The sequence below is a fragment of the Streptomyces vastus genome (assembly GCF_039532825.1).
GTDB lineage: Bacteria > Actinomycetota > Actinomycetes > Streptomycetales > Streptomycetaceae > Streptomyces > Streptomyces vastus.
On the sequence record NZ_BAAASJ010000014.1, the window covers coordinates 99,830 to 112,211 of the forward strand.

At 68.9% G+C, this 12,382-nt stretch carries 15 protein-coding genes; 9 read left to right on the top strand and 6 right to left on the bottom strand.

Annotated features, from left to right (window positions below):
- The first annotated feature begins 157 nt into the window (after window positions 1-157).
- Window positions 158-1,018: an esterase/lipase family protein gene (locus tag ABD357_RS05240; protein ID WP_344387776.1), complete on the top strand. Its 861-nt coding sequence runs from the start codon at window positions 158-160 to the stop codon at window positions 1,016-1,018.
- Here the strand turns inward: ABD357_RS05240 and ABD357_RS05245 are convergent.
- Both ABD357_RS05245 and ABD357_RS05250 read right to left on the bottom strand, forming a co-directional pair.
- A complete protein-coding gene (locus ABD357_RS05245) occupies window positions 1,015-1,689 on the bottom strand; it encodes a response regulator (protein ID WP_344387777.1) in 675 nt (224 codons plus the stop codon). The two genes, ABD357_RS05240 and ABD357_RS05245, sit on opposite strands and share 4 nt — an antisense overlap.
- Window positions 1,686-3,395 carry a sensor histidine kinase gene (locus tag ABD357_RS05250; protein WP_344387843.1) on the bottom strand — a complete coding sequence of 570 codons (1,710 nt, stop codon included), beginning with the start codon at window positions 3,393-3,395 and terminating at the stop codon, window positions 1,686-1,688. The genes ABD357_RS05245 and ABD357_RS05250 overlap by 4 nt, the downstream gene beginning before the upstream one ends.
- A 97-nt stretch (window positions 3,396-3,492) precedes the next feature.
- On the opposite strand from ABD357_RS05250, the gene ABD357_RS05255 reads away from it, so the two are divergent.
- The 6 genes from ABD357_RS05255 to ABD357_RS05280 are packed head-to-tail and all read left to right on the top strand — an operon-like array spanning window position 3,493 to window position 8,609.
- Complete coding sequence (locus tag ABD357_RS05255; RefSeq protein WP_344387779.1) at window positions 3,493-4,503, top strand: Bug family tripartite tricarboxylate transporter substrate binding protein; 1,011 nt, start codon at window positions 3,493-3,495, stop codon at window positions 4,501-4,503.
- Window positions 4,500-5,033, top strand: coding sequence for a tripartite tricarboxylate transporter TctB family protein (locus ABD357_RS05260; protein WP_344387780.1), 534 nt, complete (start codon window positions 4,500-4,502; stop codon window positions 5,031-5,033). Before ABD357_RS05255 ends, ABD357_RS05260 begins: the two co-directional genes overlap by 4 nt.
- The gene (locus ABD357_RS05265; RefSeq protein ID WP_344387782.1) at window positions 5,033-6,532 is read left to right on the top strand and encodes a tripartite tricarboxylate transporter permease; all 1,500 of its coding nucleotides are present in this window, start codon (window positions 5,033-5,035) and stop codon (window positions 6,530-6,532) included. Before ABD357_RS05260 ends, ABD357_RS05265 begins: the two co-directional genes overlap by 1 nt.
- A gap of 43 nt (window positions 6,533-6,575) precedes the next feature.
- Complete coding sequence (locus tag ABD357_RS05270; RefSeq protein WP_344387783.1) at window positions 6,576-6,971, top strand: universal stress protein; 396 nt, start codon at window positions 6,576-6,578, stop codon at window positions 6,969-6,971.
- On the top strand, window positions 6,972-8,117 hold the full coding sequence (locus tag ABD357_RS05275; RefSeq protein ID WP_344387785.1) for a DUF475 domain-containing protein: 1,146 nt from the start codon (window positions 6,972-6,974) through the stop codon (window positions 8,115-8,117).
- A 30-nt stretch (window positions 8,118-8,147) separates the two neighbouring features.
- Window positions 8,148-8,609, top strand: a complete 462-nt coding sequence (locus ABD357_RS05280; RefSeq protein ID WP_344387787.1) for a GNAT family N-acetyltransferase — start codon at window positions 8,148-8,150, stop codon at window positions 8,607-8,609.
- Window positions 8,610-8,661: 52 nt separating this feature from the next.
- Here the strand turns inward: ABD357_RS05280 and ABD357_RS05285 are convergent, their stop codons facing one another.
- Entirely contained in the window at window positions 8,662-8,796 is a 135-nt protein-coding gene (locus ABD357_RS05285) for a hypothetical protein (RefSeq protein WP_344387789.1), read from the bottom strand.
- A 174-nt stretch (window positions 8,797-8,970) separates the two neighbouring features.
- Between ABD357_RS05285 and ABD357_RS05290 the strand changes: the two genes are divergently transcribed.
- A complete protein-coding gene (locus ABD357_RS05290) occupies window positions 8,971-9,585 on the top strand; it encodes a class I SAM-dependent methyltransferase (protein WP_344387790.1) in 615 nt (204 codons plus the stop codon).
- 20 nt (window positions 9,586-9,605) lie between these two features.
- Here ABD357_RS05290 and ABD357_RS05295 read toward each other — a convergent pair whose 3' ends face one another.
- Both ABD357_RS05295 and ABD357_RS05300 read right to left on the bottom strand, forming a co-directional pair.
- Window positions 9,606-10,106 (bottom strand): ribonuclease FAU-1 family protein, encoded by a 501-nt coding sequence (locus ABD357_RS05295; RefSeq protein WP_344387791.1) that lies wholly within the window; start codon window positions 10,104-10,106, stop codon window positions 9,606-9,608.
- Window positions 10,087-11,007, bottom strand: a complete 921-nt coding sequence (locus ABD357_RS05300) for a GNAT family N-acetyltransferase (protein WP_344387793.1) — start codon at window positions 11,005-11,007, stop codon at window positions 10,087-10,089. The genes ABD357_RS05295 and ABD357_RS05300 overlap by 20 nt, the downstream gene beginning before the upstream one ends.
- Window positions 11,008-11,077: 70 nt before the next feature.
- On the opposite strand from ABD357_RS05300, the gene ABD357_RS05305 reads away from it, so the two are divergent.
- Window positions 11,078-11,458 carry a GntR family transcriptional regulator gene (locus ABD357_RS05305; protein WP_344387844.1) on the top strand — a complete coding sequence of 127 codons (381 nt, stop codon included), beginning with the start codon at window positions 11,078-11,080 and terminating at the stop codon, window positions 11,456-11,458.
- Between the two features lie 118 nt (window positions 11,459-11,576).
- Here ABD357_RS05305 and ABD357_RS05310 read toward each other — a convergent pair whose 3' ends face one another.
- The gene (locus ABD357_RS05310; protein WP_344387795.1) at window positions 11,577-12,347 is read right to left on the bottom strand and encodes a DUF72 domain-containing protein; all 771 of its coding nucleotides are present in this window, start codon (window positions 12,345-12,347) and stop codon (window positions 11,577-11,579) included.
- Window positions 12,348-12,382: the final 35 nt, after the last annotated feature.

The following is a 12,382-nucleotide window of genomic DNA, read 5'->3' on the forward strand; positions in this document are numbered from 1 at the left end:
GTCGGGCTGGTCGTCAGCTATCACTGGAAGTTTTTGCTGACGCGTACTTCACAGTTGCACTACTCGATCGTAACTTGACAAGTGAACAGCATCCTCGTGATCCGGATCACAGGGCGTACGTCGTCGCAACTCCCTTGAGCCGCAAGGAGATCACTCGATGCTGCCCTGGAAGCGAGTGGCCAGACCTCTGGCCGCGCTGCTGCTGACCGCCGCCGTCCTCGTCACCCCCTCCGCCACCGCACAGGCAAAGGCCGCCTCCAGCTCGGGCTGGAACAACTACTCCTGCAAGCCCTCCGCCACCCACCCCCGCCCCGTCGTCCTCGTCCACGGCACCTTCGGGAACTCCGTCGACAACTGGCTGGCCCTCGCGCCGTATCTGAAGAAGCGCGGCTACTGCGTCTTCTCGCTCGACTACGGCCAACTCCCCGGCGTCCCCCTCTTTCACGGCCTCGGCCCGATCGACAAGTCGGCAGAGCAACTCCAGGCCTTCGTCGACAAGGTGCTCACCGCGACCGGCGCCGCCGAGACCGACCTCGTCGGCCACTCACAGGGCGGCCTGATGCCCCGCTACTACCTGAAGTTCCTCGGCGGAGCCGCCAAGGTGAAGGCCCTCGTCGGCCTCGCGCCCAGCAACCACGGCACCACCCTGAACGGCCTCACCAACCTGCTGCCGTACTTCCCCGGCGCCGGCGACCTGCTGTCCAAAACCACACCGTCCCTCGCCGAGCAGACGGCCGGCTCCGCCTTCCTGGCCAAGCTCAACGCGGGCGGCGACACGGTGCCCGGCGTCGACTACACGGTCATCGCCACCAAGTACGACGAGGTGGTCACGCCGTACCGTTCGCAGTTCCTCGACGGCCCGAACGTACGCAACGTCCTGCTCCAGGACCTGTGCGCGGCCGACCTCTCCGAGCACGTGGCGATCGGCCTCTTCGACCGCATCGCCCACCACGAGGTGGCCAACGCCCTCGATCCGGCGCACGCCAAACCGACCACCTGCGCTTCTGTCTCGGGCTAGGCCTGCCATTGGTAACGGCGCTCGGGCCGGCCTGCGTGCCCGTAGCGCAGCGACACCTCGGCCCGGTCCGTGACGGCGAGGTGCTCGAGGTAGCGGCGCGCGCTGACACGGGAGATGCCGACCCGGGTCGCGCACTCGGCCGCGGACAAGGTTCCGTCGGCCGTGCGCAGTGCGCGTTCGACCAGTTCCGCGGTCTCCACGCTCATCCCCTTCGGCAGCGTGGGTGTCCGGGCCGGCGCCGTCACCCGGCCCAGTGCCCGGTCCACGTCCTCCTGTCCGGTGACCACGGCGGCGTGCAGATTGCCGCGCCGGGCGCTGTAGCGCTCCAGTCGCTCCTTCAGGTCGTCGGCGTCGAACGGTTTCAGCAGGTAGTCGACCACGCCTTGGCGGACGGCGCCCCTGACGGCCTCCGCCTCGCGGGCGGCGCTGATCACGAGCACATCGCAGTCATGGCCCGCCGTCCGCAGCCGGGGAATGACGTCCAGACCGAACATGTCGGGCAGATAGAGGTCGAGCAGGACCAGGTCGGGCTGCAACTCGGCGACGGCGGCGAGCGCCTGCTCCCCGCAGTTCACCGTTCCGACCACACGGAAGCCCTCGACACCGTCGACGAATCCGCGGTGGATCCGCGCCACCATGAAATCGTCCTCGACAACCAGTACGTCGATCACCGGACTTCCTCCGTCTCACGATCGGCCAACTGCCCCACGGACATCCGGGCCGTGAACATGGCGCCCTGCTTTGTATTGGTCACCGACACCTCGCCACCTCTGCGCGTGCAGACCAGCCGGGTGAGTGCCAGGCCGATACCCCGGTCGCCGCCCTGTGCGGCCTTCGTGGTGAAGCCGTGGGAGAACACCTCCTGCGCGAGCTCGGGAGCCACGCCGGGGCCCGAGTCGCGTACCACGATCTCCACGCTCGAGGCGTCCTGGCGCAGCTCGACCTCCACCCAGGCGTCGTCCTCGTGTGCGGAGGCCGATGCCCAGGCCGCAGCCGCGTCGAGGGCGTTGTCGACGAGATTGCCGAGCACCGTCGCCACGTCCGCGGCGTCCATCGGCTCCAGCCTCTCCAACGCCGTGAGTTCCGAGATCCGCAGCCTGACCTTGCGCTCCGCCGCGAGCGCGGACTTGGCCATGAGCAGCGCGGCGACGGCCCGGTCGCGGACCCGGCTGGTGAGGGTCAGATCGAGCGACTCACGGTGTTTCCGCAGGGCACGGACATAACGTACGACCTCGTCGTGCTCGCCGATCTGGATGAGTCCGGAGATGGTGTGCAGCTGGTTGGAGAACTCGTGGGCCTGCGCACGAAGCAGTTCGGTGCTGCTGCGGAACGACCCCAGTTCGCGTTCGAGCTGGGCCAGCTCGGTACGGTCCCGAAGGGTCGTCACCGAGCCCAGCCGACGGCCGTCCTTGGTGACGTCCATCCGGTTCATCACCAGCACCCGGCCCCGGCGTACGACCACCTCGTCGCGCCGCTCAGTACCGTGTTCGGCAGCGTGTTCGGCGGCATGTTCCGCGCCGTGTTCGGCGCCTTGCTCACCGCCGGTCCCGGCCAGTACGTCGTACAGCCTGCCCGCGATCCCCAGGTCGCCCAGGCTCATTCCGACGCAGTCCCCGGGAAGTTCGAGGAGTCTGCGGCCGACCTCGTTGACCAGTGTGATCCGTAGCTGCGGGTCGAGCGCGACCACGCCCTCGGCGATACCGAACAGCATCGCCTCGCGGTGCTCGGCGAGACCGGCGATCTCGCGGGGTTCGAGGCCGAGGGTCTGACGCTTGATCCGCCGGGCCAGCAGCCAGGACCCGGCCAGCCCCAGCACGCTCGCGATGCCGAGGTAGGTCAGCAGATACGACGAGGCGCCGCTCAGACGCTGCCAGACCGTCGGCGAGGCCCGTCCGACCATGACCGTGCCGAGATGCTCGCCGACGTCGGGCTTTTTCTCGCCGAGCACCGGGACCTGGGCCACCAGCTCGCGGACCCCGTCCACCGGCAGCTCTCCCGACCAGCCGCGCGCCTGCGACACGCTCGGCCCGTCGACCGGCAGCCGCGTCCCCACCAGCGTGGGATTGGTGGCCGCGACGATCCGGCCGTGGGCGTCGGCGACCGTGACGGAAGTGACGTTCGCCGGGGTGAGCTTGGTCTGGAGCAGCGGTGCGAGGGTCTCGGCGGGTGCGGGACGGACGAGCTGGCTGCGCATGAGTGGGTTTCCGGCCAGTTCCTCGGCGAGGGCGGTCACCCGGCGGCCCTCGACCCGGTCGAACGTCGCCTTCGACTGCGCCAGCGAGACGGCGGCGACCGCGACGAGCACGACCACGACGCCGACGAGCTGCAATACCAGCAGCTCACCGGCGAGCGTATGGCGGCGGGACGTCACGACCACTATGAACTCAACCTTCAATGCTCACACAACGGAGACGGGGTGTCCGAGGAACCGCACAATCATGGCGCCGGACCCGCCCAAGCGAAAGAGATGAGCCATGAGAACTCGCAGAGCCGCACTTCTCGGCGCTCTTGCCACCGTGTCGATGCTCGCTGCCAGTGCCTGCGGTGCCACCGCGGACAAGGAGGAATCGGGGAGTGCGGGCGCGGCCGACAAGCCCGCAACCGGCCTGCGCCTCATGGTGCCCAACACCCCGGGCAGTGGTTACGACGTCACCGCCCGCACCGTCTCCCAGGTGATGCAGGACTCCAAGGTGGCGTCCGGCATCCAGGTGTACAACCTGCCCGGCGCCGGCGGCACCGTGGGCCTGCAGCGCCTGGTGAACGAAAAGGGCAACGGCAAGCTGGCCATGCAGATGGGGCTGGGGGTCGTCGGTGCCGCGTACACCTCGAAGTCGGAGGCGGGGCTGACCGACACCACGCCGCTCGCCAGGCTGATCGAGGAGGCCGGCGCGATCGTCGTGTCGAAGGACTCCCCGTACAAGACGATCGACGACCTGGTCACCGCGTGGAAGAAGGACCCCAAGAAGGTGCCCGTGGGCGGCGGCTCCTCGCCGGGCGGCCCCGACCACCTGCTCCCGATGCAGCTGGCGAAGACCGTCGGCATCGAGCCGAAGAAGGTCAACTACGTCGGGTACGACGGCGGCGGTGAGCTGCTGCCCGCCATCCTCGGCAACAAGGTCGCCTTCGGCGCCAGCGGATTCGGCGAGTTCCTCGACCAGATCGAGGCGGGACAGGTGCGGGTGCTGGCGGTGACCAGCGAGAAGCCGATCGACGCCGTGAAGGGCGCCCCCACCCTCAAGGACTCCGGGATCGACCTGGTCTTCACCAACTGGCGCGGCATCGTCGCCCCTCCGGGGATCACCGACGAGCAGAAGAAGACCTGGATCGACGCCCTGACCAAGATGCACGACTCCAAGCAGTGGAAGGCCGAGCTGACCAAGCGCGGCTGGACGGACGCCTTCACCACAGGCGACGAGTTCGGCACCTACCTGAAGGAGCAGGACAAGGCCGTCGCCGACCTGCTGGCAGAGCTCGGGCTGGCATGAGCTCCGAGCTGAACGAACGGACGGTGGAGGACGCCCGTCCGCCCGGGGCTGGGGACCGCGCACAGTACGGTGTGTGCGCGTTCCTCGCCCTGCTGGGCACGGCCGTCATCGTGGACGGGTTCGGGATAGCGCAGGTCACCAGCAGCACCGACCCGGTCGGGCCGCGCGCGGTGCCGCTGTTCCTGGGTGTGCTTCTCCTGGTGGTCGCGGTGCTGTACGCGCTCGACGTCGCCCGGGGCGGTCACGGTGAGCCGGAGGCCGGCGAGGACGTCGACCTGTCCACCGGCAGCGACTGGCGCACCGTACTGACGCTGATCGCCGCTTTCGTGGTGAACGCGGTGCTGATCGAACCGCTCGGCTGGGTGATCAGCGGCACGCTGCTCTTCTGGGGCACCGCCTTCGCCCTCGGGAACCGGCACTACGTCCGCAATCTGCTGATCGCGGTGACGCTGTCCCTCACCACGTTCTACGCCTTCGCGATCGGGCTCGGCGTAAACCTCCCGGCCGGTGTGCTGCAAGGAATCCTGTGATGGACAACCTGAACAATCTCATGCAGGGCTTCGCGGACGTCATGGACCCGATGAACCTGCTGCTGGCGCTGATCGGCGTCCTCGTCGGCACCGCCGTGGGCGTGCTGCCGGGCATCGGCCCGGCGATGACGGTGGCCCTGCTGCTGCCGATCACCTACGGCATGGAGCCGGTGCAGGCGTTCATCATGTTCGCGGGCATCTTCTACGGCGGCATGTACGGCGGCTCGACCACCTCCATCCTGCTGAACACGCCCGGGGAGTCGTCCTCGGTGGTGACGGCCATCGAGGGCAACAAGATGGCCAAGGCCGGCCGGGCCGCGCAGGCACTCGCCACCGCCGCGATCGGTTCCTTCGTGGCGGGCACGATCGGCACCCTGCTGCTGGTGCTGGTCACCCCGATCGTGGTGGAGTTCGCGGTCAGTCTGGGTGCGCCGGACTACTTCGCCCTGATGCTGCTCTCGTTCATCGCGGTCACGTCGGTGCTGGGCTCGTCACGCGTCCGGGGCCTGGTCTCGTTGCTGCTGGGTCTGACCATCGGCCTGGTCGGCATCGACGCGGTGTCCGGACAGCAACGGCTCACCCTGGGCATCCCCCAGCTCGCCGACGGGATCGACGTGGTCGTCGTGGCCGTCGGCATCTTCGCCGTCGGCGAGGCGCTGTGGGTGGCCGCGCATCTGCGGCGCAGGCCCGCCGAGATCATCCCGGTCGGCAGGCCGTGGATGGGCAAGAAGGACTGGAAGCGGTCGTGGAAGCCCTGGCTGCGGGGCACGGCGTACGGCTTCCCGTTCGGTGCGCTCCCGGCAGGCGGTGCGGAGATCCCGACCTTCCTGTCGTACGCGACCGAGAAGCGGCTGACCAAGCACCCCGAGGAGTTCGGCAAGGGTGCGATCGAGGGCGTGGCCGGTCCGGAGGCGGCGAACAACGCCTCCGCGGCGGGCACCCTGGTCCCGATGCTGGCCCTCGGGCTGCCGACGAACGCGACCGCCGCGGTCATGCTCGCGGCATTCCAGTCGTACGGCATCCAGCCAGGACCGCTGCTGTTCGAGCGCGAGGCGAGCCTCGTCTGGGTGCTGATCGCCAGCCTGTTCGTCGGCAATCTGCTGCTGCTCCTGCTGAATCTGCCCCTCGCGCCCGCCTGGGCGAAGCTGCTGCGGATTCCGCGCCCCTATCTGTACGCGGGAATCCTGTTCTTCGCGTCGATGGGTGCGTACGCCGTCAACGCCCAGCCCCTGGACCTGTTCGTGCTGCTGGCGCTGGGGCTCCTCGGGTTCGCGATGCGGCGGTTCGGCCTGCCGGTGCTGCCGCTGATCGTCGGCGTCATCCTCGGCCCGCGGGCCGAGCTGCAGGGACGGCGCTCACTGCAGCTGTCGGGCGGCGAACTGTCCGGGCTGATGGGCGGGCCGGTGTCCTATGCGGTCTACACGGCGATCCTGCTGGTGCTCGCCTGGCCGCTGATCCGGCGGTTCGTCGTACGTCCCCTGCGTGAGCGAAGTGCCTGAGAGCGGCTGAGAGTCCTGAGAGTGCCTGGGAGGAAGAGCAGACATGACCGTACTGGTCGGATACGTACCCTCACCCGAGGGTGAGGCCGCCCTGCGCGCGGGGATCGACGAGGCCCGCCTGCGCGGCGAGAAGATGCTGGTGGTGAACACCTCGCGCGGTGACGCCTACGCGGACCCGCGTTTCGCACAAGAGCCCGATCTGGCCCATGTCCGTGAGGACCTGGCCGCGCTGGAGATCGAGTTCGACATCCGTCAGGTGCTCGGCGGGGGCGACGCCGCCGAGGAGATCGTCGAACTGGCGGAGCAGGCCGATGTGTCCCTGGTGGTGATCGGGCTCCGGCGCCGGAGCGCGGTCGGCAAGCTGATCATGGGCTCCCAGGCGCAGCAGATCCTGCTGGGGGCCGGCTGTCCGGTCCTCGCGGTGAAGGCGGCGCAGTAGATGATCCTGAGGACGTTCGGCTGGTCGTTCGCCGTCACGGCGGCCGGCCTTGCCTTCGCCGCGTGGCAGTGGGGCTGGGAGGCGTTCGGGATCGTACTGATCCTGTCGATCCTCGAGATCTCGCTGTCTTTCGACAACGCGGTCGTCAATGCCGGGATCCTGAAGAAGATGAATGCCTTCTGGCAGAGGATCTTCCTCACCATCGGCATCATGGTCGCGGTGTTCGGTATGCGGCTGGTGTTCCCGGTCGTGATCGTCGCCATCAGCGCCGAAGTCGGCCCCATCGAGGCAGTGCAGCTCGCCATCCAGGAGCCGGGCCGATACGAGGACCTGGTCACCGACGCCCACCCGGCGATCGCGGCCTTCGGCGGCATGTTCCTGCTGATGATCTTCCTCGACTTCGTCTTCGAGGACCGTGACATCAAGTGGCTCGGGTGGCTGGAGCGCCCGCTCGCCAAGCTCGGCAGGATCGACATGCTGTCGGTGTGCATCGCGCTCGTCGTCCTGCTCGTGACCGCGATGACCTTCGCCACCCACGCGCATGTCAGCACGGGCCATGCGGACAAGACGTCCACGGTACTGCTCTCCGGCGTCGCCGGTCTGATCACCTATCTGGTCGTGGGCGGCCTGTCCGGATACTTCGAGGACAAGCTCGAAGAAGAAGAGGAGCACGAACACGAGGAGGAGGAGAAGGCGAGAGCCGAGGGCAAGCCGGTTTCGGTGGTCGGTCTCGCCGGCAAGGCCGCGTTCTTCCTCTTCCTGTACCTCGAGGTCCTGGACGCGTCCTTCTCCTTCGACGGTGTGATCGGCGCCTTCGCCATCACCAACCACATCTTCTGGATGGCCCTCGGCCTCGGCATCGGCGCCATGTACGTCCGGTCGCTCACGGTCTACCTGGTCCGCCAGGGCACCCTGGACGACTACGTCTACCTGGAGCACGGCGCCCACTACGCGATCGGTGCCCTCGCCGCGATCCTGCTGATCACCATCCAGCACCAGATCAGCGAGATCATCACCGGCCTGGTCGGTGTCTTCCTGATCGCGGCCTCCTTCCTCTCGTCCGTCCGCCGCAACAGGTCGCTCGAGACGTCCGAGGCAAAAGTCCCGACCTCGGACGAGAAGACCGAGGCCTCGTCCGGGGTGTGACCGGCCGGCGACCGCAGGTATGACGTAGCTATGACCGAAGGCACGACTGACGACATCCGCCTCGCCGAAGCCGGTGACGAGCCCGCCGTGAAGGCCGTGATCGACGCGGCGTTCCAGCCCTACATCGAGCGCATCGGGCTGGTACCCGTGCCGATGGAGGCGGACCACGCGGCGAACATCGCGGCGGGGCGGGTGTACGTCACCGGGGATCCGATCGTGGGCCTCCTGGTTCTGGAGGCCCACGAGGACCATCTGTACCTCGACATCATCGCCGTCCACCCGGACACCCACGGGCAGGGCATCGGGCGGCGGCTGCTCGCATTCGTGGACGCACGCGCGCGTGCGCTCGGACTGGCCGAGGTCAGGCTCCTGACGAACGCGAAGATGTGGGAGAGCCAAAAGCTCTATCCCGGATACGGGTACGAGCTCGTGGAGCGTCGCGTGGAGGGGCCGTACGACCGGCTCCACTACCGCAAGCGGCTGGCGCCCTGAGGGTTCTCATCGCCAGAAATCTGGAGATCTGGCGACCTGGTGGCCGGACGGGTCACCCGTCCGGCCACCAGGTGCGTTGGATGTCTTTTCGGACTTCTGGGCGCTCGGCGGTGCGTTCGTCGGCCTCTTCCCGTACACGGCGGGAATCCGACTTCCTGAGGGGCTTCTGCAGGGTCACACGACGCATGACTGCCTCCTTGGGCCTACCGGGTATCGCGGTTGTATGGGTAGACCGTTCCCGGGAGCGTGACTCATCGATGGCCCCCTGTCTGTGGCGGCGGTCACGCCCTGGCCTGCGGCTTCAGTGGCGGTCGTCACGCTCGGGCCCGGCGTTGTCAGTGGCAGGTGTCACTCTGGGCACATGACGGGCAACAGTGAGCGCGAGACATGGGCCGACGTCGACTGGGACGCCGAGTCCGCCACCTTCGACGACGAACCGGACCACGGACTGCGCGACCCCGCCGTGCGCGAGGCCTGGTCGGCCCGGCTCCGCGGCTGGCTGCCACGCGGCCCGTCCGACGTACTGGACCTGGGCTGCGGCACCGGCAGCCTGTCACTCCTCGCCTCCGAGCAGCGCCACCGGGTCACCGGCGTCGACCTCTCGCCCCGCATGGTCGACCTCGCCCGCGCCAAGCTGGCCGGCCGTGACGCCGTCTTCCTCGTCGGCGACGCGGCGGCTCCGCCGGTCGGCGAGCAGCGGTTCGATGTCGTGCTCGTACGTCATGTGCTGTGGGCGTTGCCCGATCCCGAGCGCGTGCTGCGGAACTGGCGCGGGTTGCTCCGCCCCGGCGGACGGCTCGTGTTGATAGAGGGTTTGTGGGGGACGGTGAGTCCGGTGGGGATATCCGCCGACCGGCTGACCGCACTGCTGACGCCGCTGATGCGGGACGTGCGCGTGGAGCGGCTGTCGGACGAGGCGTTGTTGTGGGGGCGGGAGGTGGAGGACGAGCGGTATGCGGTGGTGGCGGTGGTCTGAGCTGTGCGCCGGCGCGCTGCCTAAGCGAGGAGCGCCTCGAAGTCGCCCTCGCGGGCCAGGAGTTCCAGCTCGTCCAGGGCGGCCACGGCGGCAGATGCGGCGTCGGGGTCCGTCTCCAGCAGACCGCTCTCCGCGAACTCGTCCTCGTCCAGGCGCAATACGGTCCTGCCGTCCGCGGAGCGCCACAGGTCCAGGTCGAGGTCCTCTACGACCAGTTCGGTGCCGGAGAGGACGGCCGGGCGCGTGATGTCGGTGTACCAGCCTTTGAGGGTGCCGGTGGAGTCGCGGACTTCCTTCACCGCGTACCAGCGGTCGCGCCAGTAGTACTCGGTGAAGATGTCGCCGGACTCGAACCGTACGAAGCCGAAGTCGCGGGTGACGTCTCCGGCCCAGGGGGCGCGGACGGTGATCCGAGTGCCGTCGTCGGCGAGCAGTTCGGCGGCGTAACGGATTTTCGTACGGCCGCCCTTGACGAGGACGACGTCCAAGCGGCCGGTGGATTCAGCCGAGTTCGCGGACATGGTGTACCTCCGTGGCGCAGATCTCGTAGCCGAACCACTTGTTGATCGCGAGCATCGGGCCGTTGCCGGCGTCGTTGCCCGTGAACGCCTCTGTGTAGCCGGCGGCTCGGGCGCGGTGCAGTGAGTCGTTCTTGGCGAGCTTGGCCAGGCCGCGGCCGCGGTGGGCACGGGCCGTACCGGTCATCACGGTGCCGTATCTGGTGCCGCCGTCGGTGCGGGCCGCGCTGAAGGCGGCGGGGCGGCCGTCGGCGACCACGACCGACGTGAGCTCGTGGCTGAGCAGGGGGTGGTGCCAGGTTTCGCGGAGCCAGGCCTCGTAGTCGGTGAACTCGTGCGCGATGTCGCTCGGTTCGTCCGCCAGCGTCTCGGCGTCCAGGGCGAACAAGGGGCGGGGGTCGTCCGCGAAGTCCGCGCCCGTGCGGAACTCGACGTCCGGCGGGAGGGGGCGGCGGGGCGGCAGCGTGGCGTGCGCCAGGTCGAGGCGGAGAAAGTGTGCTGAGCGGCTTGCGCGATAGCCGTGCTTTTCTGCGAAGGCGCGGTTCGCGGGGGCGTCCGTGACGAAGGCGAAGAGCTTTGTCGCGCCGAGGGCGGCCAGATGCTCCTCTGCCGTGCGCACGAGCAGGGAGCCCGCGCCTCGGCGCTCGTGCTCCGGGTGCACGTACACGTTCAGGTAGCCCTGGCCTGGCTGGGGGCTGTCGTACGCGATCCCCACCTGGGCCGTGCCGATGAGTTCGCCGTCCTCCTCGGCGACCAGGGGCCGGAAGTGGGCGTCCGGGTGGGCGTGCGCGACGTCGTAGGCGATGGACTCGGCCGTGCAGAGCATGAAGGGGAGGGCCAGCTGCCGGACCCGGGCGAAGCCCTCGGCGTCTGCCGGGCGGAAGTCGCGGACGATCACTGTCATGTCGCTGACGCTACGTGGAGGGCGTCGTCGGGTGCCTCTGATTTTTGCGGTGGTGCGGGACAATCGGTTCGTGACGTTGAAGATCGACATCGATGACGGCGCGGTTGCGCCCCCGTTTGAACAGGTGCGCGCCCAGATTTCCGAGCAGGCGCGGGCTGGTGTGCTGCCGGTGGGGTATCGGCTGCCGACCGTGCGGGGACTGGCCGAGTCGCTGGGGCTCGCCGCGAACACGGTTGCCAAGGCGTATCGGGCGTTGGAGTCGGATGGGGTGATTGAGACGCGGGGCCGCAACGGAACGTTTGTCGCGTCCGCGGGTTCGGCGGCTGAGCGTGAGGCGGCGTCCGCGGCTCGGGCTTATGCCGAGCGGGTCCGCCGCCTCGGGCTCGCCGAGGGGGCGGCGCTTGACGCCGTACGGGATGCGCTGCGCGCGGTTTACGGGGACCGGGGGTAGTCGCTCCGCGGGAGGCGGTTCGTTGTCGGCTCCGCCGCGTGGCGCGACCAGCCACAACGCACCCGCAGCCGCGACACGCAGTGTCACCCCCACCCCCTGGCGGTGCCTGGGGCGCTCCTCACCGGACGCTCAGTTGTCGCGGCGTACGCGTCACCGTCAGGCCCCTCGCCTTTGCCACTCTGGCGAAGAGCAGCGCGTCCTGGACCGCTGCTGCGTGGGGGTCGTTGTTGAAGTACGTGTAGATCTGCTGGTTGTCGGGCCAGGTGACTGCGATGCGGTGTGTCCAGGTTGCCAGGGACTGGCGGCCGTAGTGGGGCCAGTGGTGGGCTCGGCCCACGTGGAAGCGCAGGTAGCCCCAGTCCGTGGTGCGCCACAGCGGGGTTACCGGGCGGGAGAGGACGTCGGCCCAGACGAGTGCGGCGTGCCGGGACTCCAGGATCTCGCGTACCTCGGGGGTCCACCAGGAGTCGTGGCGGGGTTCTACCGCTACCCGGGTGCCGGGTGGGAAGCAGGCCAGGCAGGTGTCGAGGAGGGCCGGGTCTGCGCGCAGTGTGGGTGGGAGCTGGAGGAGGATCGGGCCCAGGCGGTCGGCGAGGCCGGCGGCGTGGGTCATCAGGCGGTGTACCGGTTCCTCGGGGTCCCGCAGGCGCTTGATGTGGGTCAGGAAGCGGCTCGCCTTGACGGCGATGACGAAGTCCGGTGGCGTGCGGTCCCGCCAGGACTCGAAGGTCTCCCGCGACGGCAGCCGGTAGAAGGCGTTGTTGATCTCCAGCGTGGCGAACCGCGTCGCGTACTCCTCCAGCCAGAGCCGCGTGGGCAGTCCGGCCGGGTACAGGACTCCTCGCCAGTCCCTGTACTGCCAGCCGGACGTGCCCACGAAAAGGGTCATAACCCCATCAAAGCACCAGCCGGGAAGGCTCGGCG

Coding starts and splice junctions, on each gene's coding strand:
- ABD357_RS05240 (WP_344387776.1), top strand. CDS start 158: ATGCTGCCCTGGAAGCGAGTGGCCAGACCTCTGGCCGCGCTGCTGCTG.
- ABD357_RS05255 (WP_344387779.1), top strand. CDS start 3,493: ATGAGAACTCGCAGAGCCGCACTTCTCGGCGCTCTTGCCACCGTGTCG.
- ABD357_RS05260 (WP_344387780.1), top strand. CDS start 4,500: ATGAGCTCCGAGCTGAACGAACGGACGGTGGAGGACGCCCGTCCGCCC.
- ABD357_RS05265 (WP_344387782.1), top strand. CDS start 5,033: ATGGACAACCTGAACAATCTCATGCAGGGCTTCGCGGACGTCATGGAC.
- ABD357_RS05270 (WP_344387783.1), top strand. CDS start 6,576: ATGACCGTACTGGTCGGATACGTACCCTCACCCGAGGGTGAGGCCGCC.
- ABD357_RS05275 (WP_344387785.1), top strand. CDS start 6,972: ATGATCCTGAGGACGTTCGGCTGGTCGTTCGCCGTCACGGCGGCCGGC.
- ABD357_RS05280 (WP_344387787.1), top strand. CDS start 8,148: ATGACCGAAGGCACGACTGACGACATCCGCCTCGCCGAAGCCGGTGAC.
- ABD357_RS05285 (WP_344387789.1), bottom strand. CDS start 8,796: ATGCGTCGTGTGACCCTGCAGAAGCCCCTCAGGAAGTCGGATTCCCGC.
- ABD357_RS05290 (WP_344387790.1), top strand. CDS start 8,971: ATGACGGGCAACAGTGAGCGCGAGACATGGGCCGACGTCGACTGGGAC.
- ABD357_RS05295 (WP_344387791.1), bottom strand. CDS start 10,106: ATGTCCGCGAACTCGGCTGAATCCACCGGCCGCTTGGACGTCGTCCTC.
- ABD357_RS05300 (WP_344387793.1), bottom strand. CDS start 11,007: ATGACAGTGATCGTCCGCGACTTCCGCCCGGCAGACGCCGAGGGCTTC.
- ABD357_RS05310 (WP_344387795.1), bottom strand. CDS start 12,347: ATGACCCTTTTCGTGGGCACGTCCGGCTGGCAGTACAGGGACTGGCGA.